Genomic DNA, 19,676 nt, shown 5'->3' with positions numbered 1-19,676 from the left:
GGCCTCGGACGCCGACGAGCACGCCGCTCGTGAGGAGTGCACATGTTCGAGAGATTCACGGACCGAGCCCGTCGCGTGGTCGTCCTCGCCCAGGAAGAGGCGCGGATGCTCAACCACAACTACATCGGCACCGAACACATCCTCCTGGGTCTGATCCACGAGGGTGAGGGCGTCGCGGCCAAGGCCCTGGAGTCGCTCGGCATCTCCCTGGAGGCCGTGCGCGCGCAGGTGCAGGAGATCATCGGCGAGGGCCAGCAGGCGCCGTCGGGCCACATCCCGTTCACGCCGCGCGCCAAGAAGGTGCTGGAGCTCTCGCTGCGCGAGGCGCTGCAGCTGGGCCACAACTACATCGGCACCGAGCACATCCTGCTCGGGCTCATCCGCGAGGGTGAGGGCGTCGCCGCGCAGGTGCTGAACAAGCTCGGCGCGGACCTCAACCGCGTGCGCCAGCAGGTCATCCAGCTGGTGTCCGGGTACCAGGGCAAGGAGCCGGTCGCCGCCGGCGGGCCGCAGGAGGGCCAGCCCTCGGGCTCGGCCGTGCTCGACCAGTTCGGGCGCAACCTGACGCAGGCCGCGCGCGACAACAAGCTCGACCCGGTGATCGGGCGCGAGAAGGAGATCGAGCGGGTCATGCAGGTGCTGTCCCGCCGCACCAAGAACAACCCGGTGCTGATCGGCGAGCCCGGCGTCGGCAAGACGGCCGTGGTCGAGGGCCTCGCGCAGGACATCGTGCGCGGGGACGTCCCGGAGACGCTCAAGGACAAGCAGCTGTACACGCTGGACCTGGGCGCGCTGGTCGCCGGCTCGCGCTACCGCGGTGACTTCGAGGAGCGCCTGAAGAAGGTGCTCAAGGAGATCCGCACGCGCGGCGACATCATCCTGTTCATCGACGAGATCCACACGCTCGTCGGTGCGGGTGCGGCCGAGGGGGCGATCGACGCCGCGAGCATCCTCAAGCCGATGCTCGCGCGCGGTGAGCTCCAGACGATCGGCGCGACGACTCTCGACGAGTACCGCAAGTACGTCGAGAAGGACCCGGCCCTGGAGCGCCGCTTCCAGCCGATCCAGGTCGCCGAGCCGAACCTGCAGCACGCGATCGAGATCCTCAAGGGTCTGCGGGACCGGTACGAGGCGCACCACCGCGTGTCCATCACGGACTCCGCGCTGGTGGCCGCCGCGACGCTCGCGGACCGCTACGTCAACGACCGCTACCTGCCGGACAAGGCGATCGACCTGGTCGACGAGGCGGGCGCGCGTCTGCGCATCCGCCGCATGACCGCCCCGCCGGAGCTGCGCGAGCTGGACGAGGAGATCGCCAACACGCGCCGTGACAAGGAGTCGGCGATCGACGAGCAGGACTTCGAGAAGGCCGCGCGTCTGCGCGACCAGGAGAAGCAGCTCGGTCTCAAGCGCGCCGAGAAGGAGAAGGCCTGGAAGTCGGGCGATCTCGACGCGGTCGCGGAGGTCGACGAGGAGCTCATCGCCGAGGTGCTGGCGAACGCCACGGGCATCCCGGTGTTCAAGCTCACCGAGGAGGAGTCCAGCCGCCTGCTCCACATGGAGGACAACCTGCACAAGCGGGTCGTCGGCCAGAACGCGGCGATCAAGGCGCTCTCGCAGGCCATCCGCCGCACGCGCGCGGGCCTCAAGGACCCGAAGCGTCCCGGTGGGTCGTTCATCTTCGCCGGCCCCACGGGCGTCGGAAAGACCGAGCTCGCCAAGGCGCTCGCGGAGTTCCTGTTCGGTGACGAGGACGCGCTGATCCAGCTCGACATGTCCGAGTTCTCGGAGAAGCACACGGTCTCGCGCCTGTTCGGCTCGCCCCCCGGGTACGTCGGGTACGACGAGGGTGGTCAGCTCACCGAGAAGGTGCGCCGCCGGCCGTTCTCCGTGGTCCTGTTCGACGAGGTGGAGAAGGCCCACGCGGACATCTTCAACTCGCTGCTGCAGATCCTCGAGGACGGTCGCCTGACCGACTCGCAGGGCCGCGTGGTGGACTTCAAGAACACCGTGATCATCATGACCACGAACCTCGGCACGCGGGACATCGCCAAGGGCGTCATGACCGGCTTCCAGGCCGGTGGCGACCTGTCGACGGACTACGAGCGCATGAAGGCGAAGGTCAACGACGAGCTCAAGACGCACTTCCGTCCCGAGTTCCTCAACCGCGTCGACGACGTGGTGGTCTTCCCGCAGCTCAGCCAGCCGGAGATCTTCTCGATCGTCGACCTGATGATCGCCAAGCTCGACCAGCGGCTGCGCGACAAGGACATGGGCCTGGAGATCACGCCCGCGGCCAAGAAGCTGCTGTCGGAGAAGGGCTACGACCCGGTGCTCGGCGCGCGTCCGCTGCGTCGCGCGATCCAGCGGGAGATCGAGGACGCGCTGTCCGAGAAGATCCTGTTCGGCGAGCTCAAGGCGGGCCAGCAGGTGATCGTGGACGCCGAGGGCGAGGGCCTGCTGGGCGAGTTCACGTTCACGGGCGTCGAGCGCACGTCGCTGCGCAAGGAGCAGCCGGTGCCCGTGGGTGCGTCCGTCGGGACTGCGGGTTCGGGCACGGACGTGCCCGCCGCGCCGCCGATCGCGTCCGCGGGTGACGCCGGATCGGGCCTCAAGCCGGCCTGATCGCCTGCACCATCCGACGAGGGCCGGGACCGCACGCGCGGTCCCGGCCCTCGTCGCGTCGGACGGCGAACGGCGGACGAAGTCTGGGCGAAGGCTGGGCGAACGCGACCGCTTTGCCCCGGCCCACGCGCTGACCTGCTCGGATACTCACGCAGTGAGCGAACTGACGCACCTGACCCACCGGCTCGCGAACGCGGTGGGCGACTACCGGACCGCCGCGTCCGTCACGGTCGACCAGCTGGCGCACCCGGTCGACGTGATCGAGGGGGACCTCCCGGTGTCCCGGCTCGAGCTGCTGTTCCGCTCGCCGCACGTGCAGTGCGTCGCGGTGCGCGAGGACGACGAGCGCACGGGGCTGATCACGCGCCGCCGGTTCGACGCGGCGATGTCCGGCCGCCTGGGCTTCGGGCGGGCGATCCTGTCCCGCCGCGAGTCGCGCGAGCTCACGGACTTCGCGCCGCTGGTGGTGCGGCCCGACGCGCCGGTCTCCGAGGTCGCGGTCCGCGCCATGGAGCGCCGCGACGAGCGGCGGTACGACGACGTGCTGGTGCTGGGCGAGGTGTGGCAGGCGGTCTCGGCCGCGGACCTGGTGCGCTCGTTGTCCACGCAGCTCGCGGTGCGGTCGCTGCACGACCCCCTCACGGGCCTGCCGCACCGCTCGATGTTCTGGCACCTGCTCGGGCGGCGGTGCGCGGCCGTGGTGGGGACCCCGCAGCGAGTGGTCGTCGCGGTGGCGGACCTGCGCGGGTTCGCGCAGACGAACGCGGTGCTGGGCCAGGCGGGGGGCGACGCGGTGCTCGCCGCAGTGGGCCACGCGCTGCGTGGTGCGCTGCCCGAGCTGTGGGACGTGGCGCGGCTGGACGGCGACGAGTTCGCGGTGGCCGTCACGGTGCCGGGTGCGGCCGACGAGCGGCAGGCCGACGTGATCGCGGGCGAGGTGGTCCGGGCGGTGCACCTGGCCCTCGCGGAGCCGCCCGCGGGCCTGGACGCGCGCGTGTGGCCCGTGGTGGACGTGGCCGGTGCGTGCTCGGGTGCGGGCGCGGCCGACCCCGACCGGCTCGTCGGGCTGGCGCAGGCCCGCCTGCGGAGCAGCAAGGTCGCGGCGGCCGCCTCCTCCTGAGGCCGCCAGTCCGCGGCGTGCCCGAGGCCGGGCCGGCGCAGGCCGCGGTCAGCCCGCGGCGTCGACCAGCGCCCGGAGGCGGGCGAGCAGGTCCGTCAGGCCGGGGTCGCCGATCCGCTCACCCCAGCGCGCACCCTCGTCGCGGATCACCTGCGCGGCCGTGTGGCACAGCGTCGCGCCGCGCGGGGTCAGCGAGACCAGGCTGGCGCGGCCGTCCGCGGGGTCCGCGGTCGCGTCGGCGTAGCCCGCGGCGACGAGCTCGCGCACGGTGACGGCCACGGCCTGCCGCGTCAGGCCCGCGCGGTGGGCCAGGTCGACGATGCGTGTGCCGTCGGCGTCCAGGTGTGCGAGCACGGCGGCGTGGGCCGGCCGGACGTCGGTGAACCCGCGCTCGTGCAGACGCTCGACCGCCGCGTGGTTGACCTCGCGGGACGCGCGCAGCAGCAGCCGGCCCAGGTCGTCGTGGGCCGCGGCCGCGAGCTCGCCGAGGGCCTGCGCCGCGTCCATCTCGTCGTCTCCACCTCACACTGGACAAAGTAGGCAACATGGTTGACAATATGCGCAACCATGTTGCCTATGTGGTCGGGTCCGACCACGCCGGAGGTCCATGATGTCCGACGACGCGACCGCCGCCGCCCCCGGCGCTCCGATGCCCGACCTCGCGCTCGTCTCCACGCACGGCGAGCAGACCACGCTGCACGCCGAGCTGGCCGGCCGCCCCGCGGTGCTGTACTTCCACCGCTCGAGCACGTGCCCGGTGTGCGCGGCGCACGCCCGGGCGTTGCAGGCCATGCGCGCGGACGGCCGGCTCGGGGAGCGTGCGCTGCTCCTCGTCGTGCCCGGTGGGGCCGACGAGGCCGCGCACGTCGCCCGCCGTCACCGCCTGCTCGACGAGCGCGTGGTGTGGGCCTCGGGCACGGGGCACGCGGAGGCGGGGTTCGGGCGCTTCCTGGCGCTGCAGCACAGCGGCGTCCTGCTGGTCAGCCGAGCGGGCACCGTCGAGTACCGACGCAGCGCCGCGGTGCCGGTGCAGAGCTTCGAGGAGCGCGAGCTGCGGGAGGCGCTCGCCGCGCATGCGGGCGGCCGGTAGCGTCGGCGCCGGTCCGAGCAGCTCGGACGCGCGGCGGCGGGCCGCCGGCCGCTCGGAGAGGGAGACGCGTGCAGCACCTGGTGGTCATGGGCGTCACGGGCACGGGCAAGACGACGGTGGCCCGGTTGCTGGCCGACCGGCTCGGGTGGACGTTCGCGGAGGGCGACGACTTCCACCCGCCCGCCAACGTCGCGGCGATGGCCGCGGGCACACCGCTGACCGACGAGGACCGCGCGCCGTGGTTGCGGACCATCCGGGACTGGGTCGCGGAGCAGGACGCGGCCGGGGTGAGCACGGTGGTCACGTGCTCGGCGCTGCGTCGCCGGTACCGCGACGTGCTCGCGTCGGCCCCCGGGGACGTGCGGTTCGTGCACCTCACGGGTGACCCCGCGCTGGTCGGGGAGCGGATGGCGGCCAGGGTGGACCACTTCATGCCCGTCTCGCTGCTGCCGTCGCAGCTCGCCACGCTCGAGCCGCTGGAGGCCGACGAGCACGGTGTGGCGGTCGCGGTCACGGCCTCGCCGCAGGACGTGGCCCAGGCCGCGCTCACGGCGCTCGGCCTCGCGGGCGGCTGATGCGCGCGACGCTGTGACCTGCGGCGGCGTGTCGGTGGCCGGTGCAAGGATGCGGACCATGAACCACGACGACGTGACCGCCCGGCGGCGCCTGCCGCGCAGCACCCCGGAGGAGCAGGGGGTGGACCCGCGTGCGCTGACCGCGCTCGTCGGGGCGCTCACCACGGTGCCCGAGCTCCACTCGCTCATGGTCGTGCGTCACGGGCACGTCGTCGCGGAGGGCTGGGCGGCGCCGTACGCGCCGGATGTGGTGCATGAGGTGTACTCGCTCAGCAAGAGCTTCACTGCCACGGCTGTCGGTCTCGCGGTCGGGGACGGGCTGCTGGACCTCGACGACCGTGTGGTGGATCTGCTGCCCGAGGCCGTCCCGCCCGTGGGCGCGGACCAGGGCGGGCTGTCCGACGACGAGCGCGACCGGCTGAGCCGGTTGACGGTCCGCGACCTGCTGACCATGCGGACCGGGCACCACGAGGACCCGTCGGAGGCCGCGATCCTCGGTGGCAGGCCGTGGACCGCGGGCTTCCTGGCGCAGCCCCTCGCGCACGAGCCGGGGACGCACTTCGTCTACAACACCGTCGCGAGCTACGTGCTGGCCGCGATCGTGCACCGCGTGACGGGCGAGAGCGTCCTCGACCGCCTGCACGCGCGCGTCCTGGGGCCGCTCGGCTTCGTCGGGCCGACCTGGTACCTGTCGCCCGACGGGATCGAGACGGGCGGGTTCGGGCTGTCGGCCACCACCGAGGACATCGCGTCGTTCGGCGAGCTGTTCCTGCGGGACGGCGTGTGGGCGGGACGACGGCTGCTGCCCGAGGGGTGGGTCGCGCAGGCGTCCGCCGCGCACGTCCCGCCGGGTACCAACCCGGGGGACGAGCACAGCGACTGGGCGCAGGGCTACGGGTTCCAGATGTGGCAGAGCCGGCACGGGTACCGGGGTGACGGCGCCTTCGGCCAGTTCTGCGTGATCCTCCCGGAGCAGGACGTGGTGGTCGCGATGACCTCGGCCTTCGCGGACCTGCAGCGTCCGCTCGACGCGGTGTGGACGCACCTGCTGCCCGCGCTCGCGGACCACCCGGCACCGGCCGACCCCGAGGGGCGCGCCGGGCTGCACCGGGCGCTCGCGGACCTCGCGCTGCCCTGGCCCCAGGGAGCGGCCACCTCACCGCGAGCAGGGGCGCTGGACGGCCGGCGGCTGGAGCTCGAGCCGAACACGCTCGGGCTCGGCGCGGTCCGGCTCACGGCCGGCCCGGAGCAGGACTCGATCGAGCTCGAGCTCGCCGACGGCGCGACGGTGACCCTCGCCGCGGGGCATGCCGCGCCCGTCGCCGGCGTGCTGCCGCCCGAGCCCCCGTTCCACCCCGAGCCCCGCCCGGTGCTGACCCACGCGGTCTGGACCGCCGACGACGAGTACGTGCTGACGGTCCGCCTCACGCGGGACGTGACGGCGCTGACCGCGCGCGTGGTGCTCACGCAGGACCACGTGCGGATCGAGCCGCGGCTCAACGTCTCGTTCGACGACCCCGTGCTGCCCGTGCTGCGCGGGCGGGTCACGACGACGGCTCCGTCGACGCCCGCGGCGTGACGGACGGGAACGCCTCGCGGCGCGTCCGCGGTCGGTGAGGTGCGGCGGTCAGCGAGGGGCGGTCGTGCTGCTGCGGACGACGAGCTCGGTGGCCAGGTCGATGCGCAGGTTGGCAGGCTTCTGGCCGCCCGCGATCTCCAGGAGCATGCGCGCGGCGGTCGCGGCCATCTCCTGCAGCGGCTGCTTGACGGTGGTGAGCCCGGGCTGCACCCACTCGGTGACGGGCAGGTCGTCGTAGCCGACGATCGAGACGTCCTCGGGGATGCTCAGCCCCAGCTCGCGCGCCGCGCGGATGACACCCAGGGCCTGGAAGTCCGCGCCCGCGAAGATCGCCGTCGGCCGGTCCTCGCGGCTCAGGAGCGCGCGGCCGTGCGCGTAGCCGCCGTCGACGAAGAAGTTGCCCCACCGGACCAGGTCCGCGTCGAACGCGATGCCCGCCTCGTCGAGCGCCGAGCGGTACCCGTCCACGCGCGCCCGGCTGCACAGCACGTCCCGCGGTCCGGAGACCACGCCGATGCGTCGGTGACCGAGCGAGAGCAGGTGGCGGGTCGCGGCCAGACCGCCGGACCAGTTCTGCGAACCGACCACGGGTACGCCCGCGGGCTGCTCACCCGCGGTGTCGACGATGACGAACGGGATGGAGCGGGACGCGAGCTGCGCGTGCTGCGCGGGGTCCAGCTCGGACTGCACGAAGATCACGCCGCGCGGGCGCCGCGCGAGCACGTCGTCGAGCCACTCCTGCGGCGGGCGGTGCTCACCACCCAGCTCGGACAGCACGACGCCGATGCGCGCGCCGCCGGCGACGGACTCGACGCCCTTGATGATCTGCAGCGCCCAGGGGGAGTCCAGCTCGTGGAAGACGAGCTCGATGAGGCCCGAGCCGGCCCCGGAGGACGCGCGGCGGCGGCGGTAGCCGTGGCGCTCGATGACCTCCTCGACGCGCGCCCGGGTGGTCGCGGCGACGTCAGCACGCCCGTTGAGCACCTTGGACACCGTCGGGACGGAGACGCCCGCCTCCACGGCGATGTCCGCGATCGTCATCGCCTGTCCGGGTGCGGTGGGCACCGCCGCCGACTGCGTGGTCCCGTCGGTGGTCTCGGCGGGTCCGCCGACCCGCCTCGTCGTGCTCATGGCAAGCTCCTCCAGCGTTTCGCGCCGACGGTAGCACCGTGACCCACCCGAGCCGGGGAGCGTCGCGCACGTCGGCCTGCCTGCGAGGATGGGGCGGTGCACCTGGTCTTCTTCGAACCGCGCATCCCCGGCAACACGGGCAGCGCGATCCGTCTGGTCGCGGGCACCGGTGCCACGCTCCACCTGGTCGAGCCGCTCGGGTTCGACCTGTCGGAGGCCAAGCTGCGGCGTGCGGGCCTGGACTACCACGACCTCGCGCACGTGGTGGTCCACCCCGACCTGGACGCGCTGCTGGCGCAGCTGCCGGGCCGCGTGCTCGCGTTCACCACGCAGGCGACGCGCTGGTACACGGACGTCACGTACCGCGACGACGACGTGCTGCTGTTCGGTCCCGAGCCCACGGGTCTGCCGGAGCACGTGCTGACCCACCCGCGCATCACGGAGCAGGTGCGGATCCCGATGGTCCCGGGCCGCAGGTCGATGAACCTCACCAACGCGGCGGCCGTGGCCTGCTACGAGGCGTGGCGTCAGCAGGGCTTCCCCGGCGGCGCGTGACAGGTGCTGCCGCGCTCGTCGGATAGCGTGCTGCGGGCGTCACCCCCGGCGCCCACCTGCGAGAAGGACGCCGCATGACCACCGAGCCCGCCTACCGCGCCGCCGACGACCGCTACGCCTCGATGCCGTACCGCCGCGCCGGCCGCAGCGGGCTCGCGCTGCCCGCGCTCTCGCTGGGCCTGTGGCACAACTTCGGGCACACCAAGCCGTTCGAGACGCAGCGCGCGGTGCTGCGGCGCGCGTTCGACCTGGGGATCACGCACCTGGACCTGGCGAACAACTACGGCCCGCCGTACGGCTCCGCGGAGGAGGCATTCGGGCGCGTGCTCGCCGCCGACCTGCGTCCGTACCGCGACGAGCTCGTCATCTCGACCAAGGCGGGCTACGACATGTGGCCGGGCCCGTACGGGGACGGCGGCTCGCGCAAGTACCTGCTCGCGTCGCTCGACCAGTCGCTCGCCCGCATGGGCCTCGACTACGTGGACATCTTCTACTCGCACCGCATGGACCCCTCGACGCCGCTGGCGGAGACGATGGGGGCGCTGCACACCGCGGTGACCAGCGGCCGTGCGCTGTACGTCGGCATCTCCAACTACACGCCGTCCGCGACGCGCGAGGCCGCGCGCATCCTCGCCGACCTCGGCACGCCGCTGCTGGTCCACCAGCCGAACTACTCGATGTTCTCCCGGCACGTGGAGCGCGTGGCCGAGGGGCAGACGGAGTCGCTGCTGGACGCGGTCGGTGACCTGGGTGTGGGCACGGTCGTGTTCTCCCCGCTGCAGCAGGGTCTGCTCACGGACCGGTACCTGTCCGGCGAGGTCCCGCAGGGCTCACGCGCCGCGGTCGGGCACTTCCTGCAGCCGTCCGCGCTCTCGCCCACGTACCTGGCGCGGGCGCGCGCGCTGAACGACATCGCCGCCGCGCGCGGGCAGAGCCTGGCCCAGCTCGCGCTGGCGTGGGTGCTGCGCGACGAGCGCGTCACGTCCGCGATCATCGGCGCCTCCTCGGTGGCGCAGCTCGAGGACAACGTCGCCGCGCTGGCCGCCGGTCCGCTCACGGACGCCGAGCTGGCGGCGATCGAGCCGCACGCCGTCGACGGCACCCACCAGGGCTCCTGAGCATGGCGGTGCCGGAGTTCGTCCTGGCTCTGCGGGAGCACATCGGGCACGCGCCCCTGTGGCTCAGCGGCGTGACCGCGGTGGTGCTGCGGGACTCGCCCGACGGCTCGTCGGACCCGCAGGTGCTGCTGGTCAGGCGCGCGGACGACGGCCGCTGGACGCCCGTGACCGGGATCATCGACCCGGGGGAGGAGCCCGCGGACGCCGCGGCACGCGAGACGCTCGAGGAGGCCGGCGTCGTCGCGGTGGCCGAGCGGCTGGTGCTGGTCCACACGTTGCCGCCGATCACGTACGACAACGGGGACCAGGCGCAGTACCTGGACCTGGTGTTCCGGCTGCGCTGGACCGCGGGCGACCCGTGGCCCGCGGACGGCGAGAACACCGAGGCGGCCTGGTTCGCGCTGTCCGCGCTGCCGCCCATGACGCCGCAGATGCACGCGCGTCTGGACGCCGCGCTCGCGGACGAGCCCGCGGCCGCGTTCCGGACCACGCCCGTGGCTGCGGTGCCGCCGGTGCGTGAGGTGCCGGAGCCGGTCGGGAACGAGGCCCAGACGCCGCGCGAGCTGCGTGCGGTGGCCGTGCGCCGCGCGGGCGTCGAGGACGCCGCGGCGCTGACCCGGCTGCGGCGGGTCATGCTCGCGGCGATGGGCATGGCCGAGGTCGACGAGCCCGGTTGGCAGGACGCGTGCACGGCCTGGTTCGCGCAACGGCTGGCCGATCCCGCTGCGCTCGCCGCGTTCGTCGTCGACGGGGACCTGCCGGACGGCACGCACGGACCCGTGGCGGGCGCCGTCGGCGACTTCCACGCGCACGCCCCCGAGCCGTGGAACCCGTCCGGGCGCCGCGGGCACGTGTTCAACGTGGCGACCGAGCCGGATGCGCGGCGTCGCGGCTACGCACGCGCATGCGTGATGGCCGTGATGCAGTGGTTCCGCGACGAGACCGAGGTGACGCGCGTGGGGCTGAGCGCGACCGCGGCGGGCCGGCCCATGTACGAGCACCTGGGCTTCGGCCCGCCGCGCGGGCACGAGATGGTCTGGCGCATCGACCGCTGACCGGGCCCGCAGGCCCGGCCGCCGGTCAGGCGCCGATCAGCACCCGTCCGTCGTCGTCCACCGTCGCGCTGAACACGCGCAGATCCACCGGGTCCTTGCCGACCGCGTCCAGGCACTCGCCCGTCTCCAGGTCCCACACCTGCTTGTGCATGGGCGACGTGATCGTCGGGCGGCCGCCGCGGTCCCCGACCAGCCCGCGGGACAGCACGTTGGCGCCCGAGAACGGGTCACGCTGCTGCACCGCGAGCACGCGGTCGTCGGCCAGGCGGAACAGCGCGACGGGCACGCCGTCGAGCAGGACGCCCGCACCGCGCTCCGGCGTCAGGTCCGTGAGCCGGCACACGACCGTGCGGGTCGCGGTGACCGGGGTCAGGCCCAGGTCCGGGTGCGTGACGGGGATCAGCTGGCCGCGCCGCGGCGTGTACGCCAGGTCGGGGTCGGTGCGCTCGGGCGCGTTGAGGTACGGCGTGAACGACGCGAGCTTGACCGGGTCGTCGAGCGTGGCGCGCCACTCGTCGACGTACCCGTCCACGTGCCGCTCGATGTCGGCCTCGAGCTCGGCGGCGATGCCGTCGCGGTCGTCCACCAGGATCGCCCGCAGCTCGTCCATGCCGCCGGGGTAGTCCGCGACCCACGGCGCGGTGCGCTGCAGGCGGTCGGCCGAGCGGATGTACAGCGCCAGGAACCGGTCGATGACCTTGACGAGAGTCTCGTCGTCCAGGTCCTCGGCCAGGACCTCGGCGTGCTTGGGCGTGAACCCGCCGTTGCCGCCCACGTACACGTTCCAGCCCGCGGCCGTCGCGATCACGCCGACGTCCTTGCCGCGCGCCTCGGCGCACTCGCGCGCGCAGCCCGAGACGCCCACCTTGAACTTGTGCGGGCTGCGCAGCCCGCGGTACCGCAGCTCGAGCCGGATCGCCATGGACGACGAGTCCTGCACGCCGAACCGGCACCACGTCGAGCCGACGCACGTCTTGACCGCGCGCAGCGACTTGCCGTACGCCTGCCCGGACTCGAAGCCCGCGTCCACCAGGCGCCGCCAGATGGCCGGCAGCTGGTCCTGGCGCGCGCCGAACATGCCCAGGCGCTGCGCCCCCGTGACGCGCGTGAACAGCCCGAAGTCCTGCGCGATCTGCGCGAGCACCAGCAGCTTGTCCGGCGTCACCTCGCCACCGGGCATGCGCGGCACCACCGAGTACGTGCCGTCCTTCTGCAGGTTGGCCAGCAGGTGGTCGTTGGTGTCCTGCAGCGACGCCTGGTCCGGCTGGAGCACGTGGCCCACGCCCAGCGAGGACAGGATCGAGGCGACCACGGGGCGGCAGATCGCGCAGCCGCGGCCCGTGCCGTGCGCCGCGACGATCTCCGTGAACGTCCGGGCGGTGCTCGTGCGGACCAGCGCGAACAGCTCCGCGCGGGACATCGCGAAGTGCTCGCACATCGCGTTCGACACCGCGACGCCCGACCGCTCGAGCGTGAGGTTGACGATCTTGGTGAGCAGCGGCACGCAGGAACCGCACACCGTCCCGGCCTTGGTGCACGTCTTGACCTCGCCCACCGAGCCGCAGCCGTGCTCGGTGACCGCGCCGCGGATGGTCCCCGCGGTCACGTTGGCGCACGAGCAGACGACGACGTCGTCGGGCAGGTCCGCCGAGACGGGAGCCGCGCCGCCCTCGGGCGCGAGGAACGCCGACGGGTCCGCGCCGAGCGCGCGGCCCAGCAGCGGCCGCAGCGACGAGTACAGCGCGATGTCACCCACGAACACGCCGCCCAGCAGCGTGCGGGCGTCGTCGGACACGACGAGCTTGCGGTACGTCTTGGCGACCGGGTCCGCGAACGTGACCTCGAGCGCGCCCGGCGTCAGCGCCAGCACGTCCCCGAAGCTCGCCGCCTCGACGCCCACGCCCTTGAGCTTGGTGCCGTCCGCGGCCCGCGTGTAGGAGCTGGTGCCGCCGAACAGCTGGTCGACGACCACGTCCGCCATCGCGTTGCCCGGCGCCACCAGGCCCGCGCACTCGTTGTCGTGGCTCGCGCACTCGCCGATCGCCCACACGCGCGGGTCCGACGAGCGGCACGTGGGGCCCACGAGCACGCCGCCGCGCTCGCCGATGCCCAGGCCGGACTCGCGGGCGAGGCGGTCGCGCGGGCGGATGCCGGTGGAGAAGATCACGACGTCCACGTCGATCAGCTCGCCGGTCGACAGCTCCACGCCGTTGACGCGCCCGTCCGGGCCCGCCGTGACGCGCGCCGCGGCCGTCGTCGTGCGGACGTCCATGCCCTTGTCCGTCACCAGGACGCGCAGCGCCTCGCCACCGCCCGCGTCCATCTGCACGGCCATGAGCCGGTCCGCGAACTCGACCACCGTGACCGTCGCGCCCAGGTTCTGCAGCGCGGCCGCGGCCTCGAGCCCTAGCACGCCGCCGCCGACGACCGCGCCGCGCACCGGGCGGCCCAGCGCGTCCGCGCGGTCCGCGACCCAGGACGTGATGCGCTCGATGTCGTCGAGCGTGCGGTACGCGAGCACGCCCGGCAGGTCCGCACCCTCGGTGCGCGGAACCCAGGGCCAGGAGCCCGTCGCCAGCACCAGGTCGTCGTACTCGACCACGCGGCCCGAGCGCGTCGTGACCGTCTGCGCGTCCCGGTCCAGCGACGCGACCGCGTCGCCCGTGATCAGCTCGACGCGCTCGTCGTCCCACACCGACGGGTTCAGCGTGAGTTCCTGCGCCGTGCGGCCCGTGATCGCGTCGGACAGGTGCACGCGGTCGTACGGCGCGTACGGCTCGTCGCCGATCACGGTCAGGTGCCAGTCGCCCTCACGCGCGACGAGCTGCTCCGCGAACCGGTGCGCCACCATGCCCGCCCCGACGACGACGACGCGGCCAGGTCCCTGCTGATCCCTCATGGCCGACAGTTTTCAACGGTCGATGCCGTGGCAATCAGGCCTTCCGGCCCATGAGATCTCACAGTCCAGGCCTCGGCTCCGAGAGATCGCGGTCCTCGTGGGCGGCGCACATCCGCCCGCACCTCAGCCACGTGACCAACCCCACCGCAGCGTCTCGGTCACCAGGTTGTCCATCGTGCGCGGCCCGGCCGGGTCCGTGAACGCGTCGGCCGGCGCGTCCGCGAGCGCGCGCTGGATCACCGCGTCCGCCGTCGCCCACGTCTCCGGCACGTCATGCGGACCCTGGCGCGTGCGCTGGTACTGCCAGCACGCCGCCACCCACGCGGCCTGCGCCGGGTCGAGGTCCTCGACGGGGCGGAAGCGGTACGCCTCGAGCATCGCGTCGAGCGCCGCGCGGTCCTCCTCGATCTCCTCGAGCTCGTCCTCGTCCAGCTCGTCGTCCTCGAACGTGACCCACGCGCCGTCGCGGCCGAGCTCACGGAACGTGCACGTGGCGATGTTCTCCGCGAGCATCCGGTACGCCAGCTCGTGAGGGGTCCGCCTCACCAGGCGCTCGGGGGCGTACGCCAGCACGGCGGACACCAGGTAGTCGATGTGGTCGGTGCTCACGACGAACGAGCTCACGGCACTCCCTCCGCACGACGCCCCTCGCCGCACCCAGGAGAAGTCGGCACCCGACCGCGACATCTGGAGTGGGTGGGGCGAGCGGCTCGTGCATCCGGCCCGGAATCGCCCGCGAGCGGCCGCGTCGCGGGACCTGCCCGTCCACAGGCATGAGACGGGGCCTGCGGCGATACGTCCCGTCTGGGTAGATTCCTGGCCATGCATCGACGGGGGGTGTTGGTAGGGCTGGTCGTGCTGGCCGTCGGCGGTCTGGCCGCGTGCACAGAGGACGCGCCCGAGCCGCGTCCGTCGGTCACCGCGACGCGCGGGCTCCCTTCCAGCCCTACGCCATCACCTGCATCGACTGCTGATCCAACGCCTGCGGCGTCGGAAATGGCCTTCGACGCCACAGTCCCGCCCGACGCGCCGCGAGCTCTATCCGGCCCGCCGTCAAAGAGGTCCGCTGGCGCAGTCGCCCGCTACTTCATGGCGTTGTCGCCCTACACGCAGGCGACCGGGGACCTCACCGTATGGAACGAGTTGAGCGGCGAAGCCTGCGACTACTGCGCGAGTGCACGCGGGATCGTCGAGGACCTCGTTGCCCGGGGGGAGCGGGGCGAAGGCGGGGAGATCATCGTCACCGACACGCAGGTCTCCGACCACCGAGCCAACGAGTACGCCGTGCTGCTGCGGCTCACGCAGGCGCCAGCGCGAACGGTCGACTCGGCGGGCACCGTCGTCGAGGACTTTCCCGACACGATTGACGTATCCGCCGACATGCTCGTCGTGTGGGCGGGCGGCGAATGGCGGATCGAGAGCGTCGTCGTAGACGTCCACGGTCGGGACTGACCATTGGGCGCGCGACGAGTCGCCGTGCTGCTCTTCGTGAGCGTGGGCGTCCTGGGCCTCGCGGGCCCAGGCGCGGCAGCACAGGTCGATCTGCCCGGCAACGACGAAGCCAGGGTCTCGGCGTTCGATGGCGAGAGGGAGTACAGGGAGTACCGCGCCACCGACCCAGGCCCAGAGTTTCGAACCGTTGAGTACACGAGATCCGCGGCATGCCTCTACGGCCCGGCGGTGTCCCTTCCGTGTCCTCAGTACGACCCCAGTCGTCCTCCACTCAAGCTCCGCTGTGACGAGGGCGTGCCCCTGCCACCACTGTGGCGCCGTGAGCGTGCTGATCGACTGTCGGACTGGGGAGCGTGGACAGTCCGCGTCGACTGGTCGTGTCCCGAGGACCTGCTGCCGCCGTTTACCCAGGCGGACCTGCGTCGGCTGAAGATCGACGCGCTCGAGGTCAATCAGCAGCCGGCGGCGGGGCCGGTCCTGGTGCAGCGGCCCACGATCGTGTTCACCGAGCCCGAGGACCGGGAGCTGCGTGCGGTCCTGTTCGACTCTTTCGGGGTGGACGTCGTGGTGACCCCGGTGGAGTACGCGTGGGACTTCGGTGACGGGTCGACGCTGACCACGACCGAGCCGGGCCGGCCGTATCCCGCATTCGACCTCACGCACGTGTACACCGAGCTCGCCGACCGGCAGATCACGTTGACGACGACGTGGACGGGTCGGTACCGGGTGGACGCGGACCCGCTGCACCGGTGGCGCGACGTCGAGGGCACGGCCACCACGGTCGACGTCGGTGACGAGTTCGAGGTCGTCTCGCTGCGCACGCGGCTCACGGGGTAGGCGCGGCGGGGGGTGGGGTGTCGGCGGTCGGGGTCAGGATGGGGCCGTGGCCGACGAACTCCCTGAGCTGCTGCTCCCCGATGCCGGCGCGTGGCGTGCCTGGCTCGCCGAGCACCACACCCAGCCGACGGGCGTGTGGCTCGTCCTGCACAAAAAGGGCGGCGCCGTCACGGAGCTGACGTACATGCAGGCGGTCGAGGAGGCGCTCTGCTTCGGCTGGATCGACGGGCAGGCGCGTCGCCGGGACGAGGAGAGCAGCTTCCAGCGCATGACGCCGCGGCGGGCGCGGAGCCCGTGGTCGGCGGTGAACGTGGAGCGCGTGGAACGGCTGGAGCGCGAGGGGCGGATGCACGACGCGGGCCGTGCCCAGGTCGCGCTGGCGCAGGCCGACGGTCGGTGGGAGGCGGCCTACCGCGGTCCGGCGAGCATCGAGGTTCCGGAGGACCTGACGGCAGCGCTCGACGCGGTGCCGGAGGCGCGGGCGTGGTTCGACGCGCTCACGTCGGCGAACCGCTTCTCGGTGCTGTGGCGGGTGGAGCAGGCCAAGCGGCCCGAGACGCGGGCGAGGCGGATCGCGACGTTCGTGGCCGACCTCGCCGAGGGCCGGACGCCGCACCCGCAGAAGCGTCGGCCCGAAGGCGTGTGACCGGGGGCGGCGCCCCACGAGTCGGTCAGCCGGCGAGGGTAGCGAGGACGCCCTCGCCGTAGCGTTCGAGCTTGGTGGCACCGACGCCGCCGATGCTGCCGAGCTCCGCGAGGCTCGCGGGGTTGCGCAGGACGATGTCCCGGAGCGTCGCGTCGTGGAACACCACGTAGGCGGGCACGCCCTGCTCGCGCGCGGCCCCGGCCCGCCACGCGCGCAGCCGCTCGAACACCTCGAGCGAGGCGGGGTCCAGGTCGGCGGCGGCCTTCGAGGTCGAGGTTCCGCCCGACGTGGAGGACGACGACGAGCGGCGGCGGGTGCGCTCGGGCTCCTTGCGCAGCAGCACGGTGCGCTCGCCGCGCAGGACCTCGCCCGACGCCTCGACCAGCTGGAGCGTCCCGTAGCCCTCGGTGTCGACGGCCAGGAGCTCGGCGGCGATCAGCTGGCGCGCCACACCGCGCCACTCGGCGTCGGACAGGTCCTCACCGACGCCGAACGTGGAGAGCTCGTCGTGCCGCAGCTGCGCCACGCGGGGGGTCTTCTTGCCGCGCAGCACGTCGACCACGTGGCCCACGCCGTACCGCTGCCCGCGCTGCGCCATCCGGACGATCGTCGAGAGCAGCTTCTGCGCGGCGACGGTGCCGTCCCACGTGGACGGCGGGGTCAGGCACGTGTCGCAGTTGCCGCACGGCTCGCTGGACTGGCCGAAGTAGTTGAGGAGCTGGACGCGCCGGCACGACGCGGTCTCGCACAGCGCGAGCATCGCGTCCAGGTGCTGCGTGAGGCGCCGGCGGTGCGCGGCATCGCCCTCCGAGGTGTCGATCATGCGGCGCTGCTGGACCACGTCGGCCAGGCCGTAGGCCATCCACGCGGTCGAGGGCAGCCCGTCGCGGCCGGCGCGGCCGGTCTCCTGGTAGTAGCCCTCGACGGACTTGGGCAGGTCCAGGTGCGCGACGAACCGCACGTCGGGCTTGTCGATGCCCATGCCGAACGCGATGGTCGCGACCATCACGACGCCGTCCTCGCGCAGGAAGCGGGACTGGTTGTGCGCGCGCACCTGGCGGTCGAGGCCCGCGTGGTACGGCATCGCGTCGACGCCCTGGCCCACCAGGTACTCGGCGGTCTGCTCGACCGAAGCGCGCGACAGGCAGTACACGATCCCGGAGTCGCCCGGGTGCTCGGTGCGCAGCAGCTCGAGAAGCTGCGCGCGCGGGTTGTCCTTGGGTGCGATCCGGTACTGGATGTTGGGCCGGTCGAAGCTCGCGACGAAGTGGCGGGCGTCCTCGAGCTGCAGGCGCTGGGCGATCTCACGGTGCGTGGCGGCGGTCGCGGTCGCGGTGAGCGCGATGCGCGGGACGTCGGGCCAGCGCTCGTGCAGCATCGACAGACGCAGGTAGTCGGGCCGGAAGTCGTGCCCCCACTGCGAGACGCAGTGCGCCTCGTCGATCGCGAACAGCGCCACGGTCCCGCGGCTCAGCAGCTCGACGGTGTCCGGGACGTTGAGCCGCTCGGGCGCCAGGTAGAGCAGGTCCAGCTCCCCGGCCAGGAACGCCTCCTCGACCTCGCGGCGCTGGTGCGCCTGCTGGGTCGAGTTGAGGAACCCGGCGCGCACGCCGAGCGCCGACAACGCGTCCACCTGGTCCTGCATGAGCGCGATCAGGGGCGAGACGACGACGCCCGTCCCCTCCCGCACGAGCGCGGGCACCTGGTAGCACAGCGACTTGCCGCCACCCGTCGGCATGAGCACCAGCGCGTCCCCGCCGCCGACGACCGCGTCGATGATCTCCGCCTGGTCGCCGCGGAACTCGTCGTACCCCCAGACCGTGCGCAGGACGTCGAGCGGCGATGCGGGGGTGCCGTCCGGGAGCACCGCACGTGCCGCCGCACGCCCGGCGGGCCCACCCGCGCGGGCGGACGCGCGCCGACCCACCGTGGACGCGACGGCCGCCGCGAGCTCGTCGGAGCCCTCGTCGTGCGGGACGCCGTGTGCCCAGGTGTCCGGCGGGGCGTCGTCGTAGTACGGGTCGAACGGAGGCTCGTCGGGCCAGGGTTCGCCCGGGGGAGTCTCGTCGGGGTGCACGCGCTCACCCTACGAGCCCGCGCCGACACCTCCGTGCGTCGTCCACACGCTCCCCGCATCCTGCCCGCGGCACGGGGTGACCTGCCGGGGGTGGGTCCGTAGGGTTGCGGGCATGGGAATCGCACTGGTGACCGGCGCGTCCGCCGGCCTCGGCCTGGAGTTCGCCTGGCAGCTCGCCACGGCCAAGCACGACCTGGTGCTCGTCGCGCGCAGCGAGGAGCGGCTGCAGCGCCTCGCGGCACAGCTCGAGGCCGCGGCGGGGGTGCGCGCCGAGGTGCTCGTGGCGGACCTCGCCGACCGCGACGGCACCGAGCGTGTCGCGGACCGGCTGCGGGACGCCACGCGGCCGGTCGGCCTGCTGGTCAACAACGCCGGGCTGGGCCTGAACCAGCGGTTCGTCGGCGGCGACCTGGCGGCCGAGGAGCGCGCGCTGGACCTCATGGTCCGCACCCCGCTGGTGCTCTCGCACGCCGCCGCGGGTGCGATGGTCGAGCGCGGTCGCGGCGCGATCCTCAACGTCGCGTCCATCGCGGCGCTGCTCGCGTCCGGGACGTACTCGGCGCACAAGGCGTGGGTGCGCACGTTCACCGAGGGCCTCGCGGTGGAGCTGCGGGGCACGGGCGTGACGGCCACGGCGCTGTGCCCGGGGTTCGTGCACACCGAGTTCCACGAGCGCGGCAGCATCGACGTGGCGTCCTACCCCGAGCTCGCGTGGCTCAACGCGGAGGACGTGGTGTCCACCGCGCTCGCGGACGTGCGCCGCGGTGCCGTGATCTCGACGCCGAGCCTGCGGTACCGGACGGTCGCCGCGGTCGCGCGCCTCGCACCGCGCAGCGCGGTGCGCGCGGTCGGCCGCTACCGCAAGGCGCTCGAGCACCCGGACGCTCCGGCCTGACGACGAGACGGCCCGTCCGTCC

Annotated in this window: 17 protein-coding genes; 12 read left to right on the top strand and 5 right to left on the bottom strand. The window is 73.3% G+C overall.

The window, feature by feature from the left end:
* Positions 1–42: 42 nt before the first annotated feature.
* Entirely contained in the window at positions 43–2,625 is a 2,583-nt protein-coding gene (locus CELGI_RS14035; protein WP_013884796.1) for an ATP-dependent Clp protease ATP-binding subunit, read from the top strand.
* Between the two features lie 154 nt (positions 2,626–2,779).
* Positions 2,780–3,745: a GGDEF domain-containing protein gene (locus CELGI_RS16615; RefSeq protein WP_013884795.1), complete on the top strand. Its 966-nt coding sequence runs from the start codon at positions 2,780–2,782 to the stop codon at positions 3,743–3,745.
* A 48-nt stretch (positions 3,746–3,793) separates the two neighbouring features.
* On the opposite strand, the gene CELGI_RS14025 is transcribed toward CELGI_RS16615, so the two are convergent.
* Positions 3,794–4,252 (bottom strand): MarR family winged helix-turn-helix transcriptional regulator, encoded by a 459-nt coding sequence (locus CELGI_RS14025; protein WP_013884794.1) that lies wholly within the window; start codon positions 4,250–4,252, stop codon positions 3,794–3,796.
* A 100-nt stretch (positions 4,253–4,352) separates the two neighbouring features.
* Between CELGI_RS14025 and CELGI_RS14020 the strand changes: the two genes are divergently transcribed.
* From CELGI_RS14020 to CELGI_RS14010, 3 genes are all read left to right on the top strand, one after another.
* Positions 4,353–4,835: a peroxiredoxin family protein gene (locus CELGI_RS14020; protein ID WP_081465384.1), complete on the top strand. Its 483-nt coding sequence runs from the start codon at positions 4,353–4,355 to the stop codon at positions 4,833–4,835.
* Between the two features lie 68 nt (positions 4,836–4,903).
* Complete coding sequence (locus CELGI_RS14015; RefSeq protein ID WP_013884792.1) at positions 4,904–5,410, top strand: gluconokinase; 507 nt, start codon at positions 4,904–4,906, stop codon at positions 5,408–5,410.
* Positions 5,411–5,468: 58 nt separating this feature from the next.
* On the top strand, positions 5,469–6,989 hold the full coding sequence (locus CELGI_RS14010; protein WP_013884791.1) for a serine hydrolase domain-containing protein: 1,521 nt from the start codon (positions 5,469–5,471) through the stop codon (positions 6,987–6,989).
* Positions 6,990–7,037: 48 nt separating this feature from the next.
* Here CELGI_RS14010 and CELGI_RS14005 read toward each other — a convergent pair whose 3' ends face one another.
* Positions 7,038–8,120, bottom strand: a complete 1,083-nt coding sequence (locus CELGI_RS14005; RefSeq protein ID WP_013884790.1) for a LacI family DNA-binding transcriptional regulator — start codon at positions 8,118–8,120, stop codon at positions 7,038–7,040.
* Between the two features lie 96 nt (positions 8,121–8,216).
* On the opposite strand from CELGI_RS14005, the gene CELGI_RS14000 reads away from it, so the two are divergent.
* From CELGI_RS14000 to CELGI_RS13990, 3 genes are all read left to right on the top strand, one after another.
* The gene (locus tag CELGI_RS14000) at positions 8,217–8,675 is read left to right on the top strand and encodes a tRNA (cytidine(34)-2'-O)-methyltransferase (RefSeq protein WP_013884789.1); all 459 of its coding nucleotides are present in this window, start codon (positions 8,217–8,219) and stop codon (positions 8,673–8,675) included.
* Between the two features lie 74 nt (positions 8,676–8,749).
* Positions 8,750–9,793: an aldo/keto reductase gene (locus CELGI_RS13995; protein WP_013884788.1), complete on the top strand. Its 1,044-nt coding sequence runs from the start codon at positions 8,750–8,752 to the stop codon at positions 9,791–9,793.
* Positions 9,794–9,795: 2 nt separating this feature from the next.
* Complete coding sequence (locus CELGI_RS13990; RefSeq protein ID WP_013884787.1) at positions 9,796–10,848, top strand: GNAT family N-acetyltransferase; 1,053 nt, start codon at positions 9,796–9,798, stop codon at positions 10,846–10,848.
* 25 nt (positions 10,849–10,873) lie between these two features.
* Here CELGI_RS13990 and nirB read toward each other — a convergent pair whose 3' ends face one another.
* Together nirB and CELGI_RS13980 are read right to left on the bottom strand one after the other, a co-directional pair.
* Positions 10,874–13,747 carry a nitrite reductase large subunit NirB gene (gene nirB / locus CELGI_RS13985; RefSeq protein ID WP_081465383.1) on the bottom strand — a complete coding sequence of 958 codons (2,874 nt, stop codon included), beginning with the start codon at positions 13,745–13,747 and terminating at the stop codon, positions 10,874–10,876.
* A 123-nt stretch (positions 13,748–13,870) separates the two neighbouring features.
* Positions 13,871–14,371, bottom strand: a complete 501-nt coding sequence (locus CELGI_RS13980) for a hypothetical protein (RefSeq protein WP_013884785.1) — start codon at positions 14,369–14,371, stop codon at positions 13,871–13,873.
* Between the two features lie 198 nt (positions 14,372–14,569).
* Here CELGI_RS13980 and CELGI_RS13975 point away from each other — a divergent pair, with 198 nt between their 5' ends.
* The 3 genes from CELGI_RS13975 to CELGI_RS13965 all read left to right on the top strand — a co-directional run bounded on the left by CELGI_RS13975 (position 14,570) and on the right by CELGI_RS13965 (position 16,682).
* Positions 14,570–15,199 (top strand): DUF6318 family protein, encoded by a 630-nt coding sequence (locus tag CELGI_RS13975; protein ID WP_321572166.1) that lies wholly within the window; start codon positions 14,570–14,572, stop codon positions 15,197–15,199.
* A 294-nt stretch (positions 15,200–15,493) separates the two neighbouring features.
* Complete coding sequence (locus CELGI_RS13970) at positions 15,494–16,036, top strand: PKD domain-containing protein (RefSeq protein ID WP_150104752.1); 543 nt, start codon at positions 15,494–15,496, stop codon at positions 16,034–16,036.
* A 46-nt stretch (positions 16,037–16,082) separates the two neighbouring features.
* Entirely contained in the window at positions 16,083–16,682 is a 600-nt protein-coding gene (locus CELGI_RS13965; protein ID WP_013884782.1) for a YdeI/OmpD-associated family protein, read from the top strand.
* Positions 16,683–16,707: 25 nt separating this feature from the next.
* Here the strand turns inward: CELGI_RS13965 and recQ are convergent, their stop codons facing one another.
* Entirely contained in the window at positions 16,708–18,759 is a 2,052-nt protein-coding gene (recQ, locus tag CELGI_RS13960; protein WP_013884781.1) for a DNA helicase RecQ, read from the bottom strand.
* A 112-nt stretch (positions 18,760–18,871) separates the two neighbouring features.
* On the opposite strand from recQ, the gene CELGI_RS13955 reads away from it, so the two are divergent.
* Positions 18,872–19,654: an SDR family NAD(P)-dependent oxidoreductase gene (locus CELGI_RS13955; RefSeq protein ID WP_013884780.1), complete on the top strand. Its 783-nt coding sequence runs from the start codon at positions 18,872–18,874 to the stop codon at positions 19,652–19,654.
* The last annotated feature ends 22 nt before the right edge of the window (positions 19,655–19,676 follow it).

The organism is Cellulomonas gilvus ATCC 13127 (genome assembly GCF_000218545.1).
Taxonomy (GTDB): Bacteria; Actinomycetota; Actinomycetes; order Actinomycetales; family Cellulomonadaceae; genus Cellulomonas; species Cellulomonas gilvus.
Note: the sequence above shows the minus strand (reverse complement) of the source record. Positions and strands in the feature narration are given on the sequence as shown.

What these genes read in the sequence shown, in the direction of transcription:
- CELGI_RS14035 (WP_013884796.1), top strand. Translation starts at nt 43, where the DNA reads ATGTTCGAGAGATTCACGGACCGAGCCCGTCGCGTGGTCGTCCTCGCC.
- CELGI_RS14025 (WP_013884794.1), bottom strand. Translation starts at nt 4,252, where the DNA reads ATGGACGCGGCGCAGGCCCTCGGCGAGCTCGCGGCCGCGGCCCACGAC.
- CELGI_RS14020 (WP_081465384.1), top strand. Translation starts at nt 4,353, where the DNA reads ATGATGTCCGACGACGCGACCGCCGCCGCCCCCGGCGCTCCGATGCCC.
- CELGI_RS14010 (WP_013884791.1), top strand. Translation starts at nt 5,469, where the DNA reads ATGAACCACGACGACGTGACCGCCCGGCGGCGCCTGCCGCGCAGCACC.
- CELGI_RS14005 (WP_013884790.1), bottom strand. Translation starts at nt 8,120, where the DNA reads ATGAGCACGACGAGGCGGGTCGGCGGACCCGCCGAGACCACCGACGGG.
- CELGI_RS13995 (WP_013884788.1), top strand. Translation starts at nt 8,750, where the DNA reads ATGACCACCGAGCCCGCCTACCGCGCCGCCGACGACCGCTACGCCTCG.
- CELGI_RS13990 (WP_013884787.1), top strand. Translation starts at nt 9,796, where the DNA reads ATGGCGGTGCCGGAGTTCGTCCTGGCTCTGCGGGAGCACATCGGGCAC.
- nirB (WP_081465383.1), bottom strand. Translation starts at nt 13,747, where the DNA reads ATGAGGGATCAGCAGGGACCTGGCCGCGTCGTCGTCGTCGGGGCGGGC.
- CELGI_RS13975 (WP_321572166.1), top strand. Translation starts at nt 14,570, where the DNA reads ATGCATCGACGGGGGGTGTTGGTAGGGCTGGTCGTGCTGGCCGTCGGC.
- CELGI_RS13955 (WP_013884780.1), top strand. Translation starts at nt 18,872, where the DNA reads ATGGGAATCGCACTGGTGACCGGCGCGTCCGCCGGCCTCGGCCTGGAG.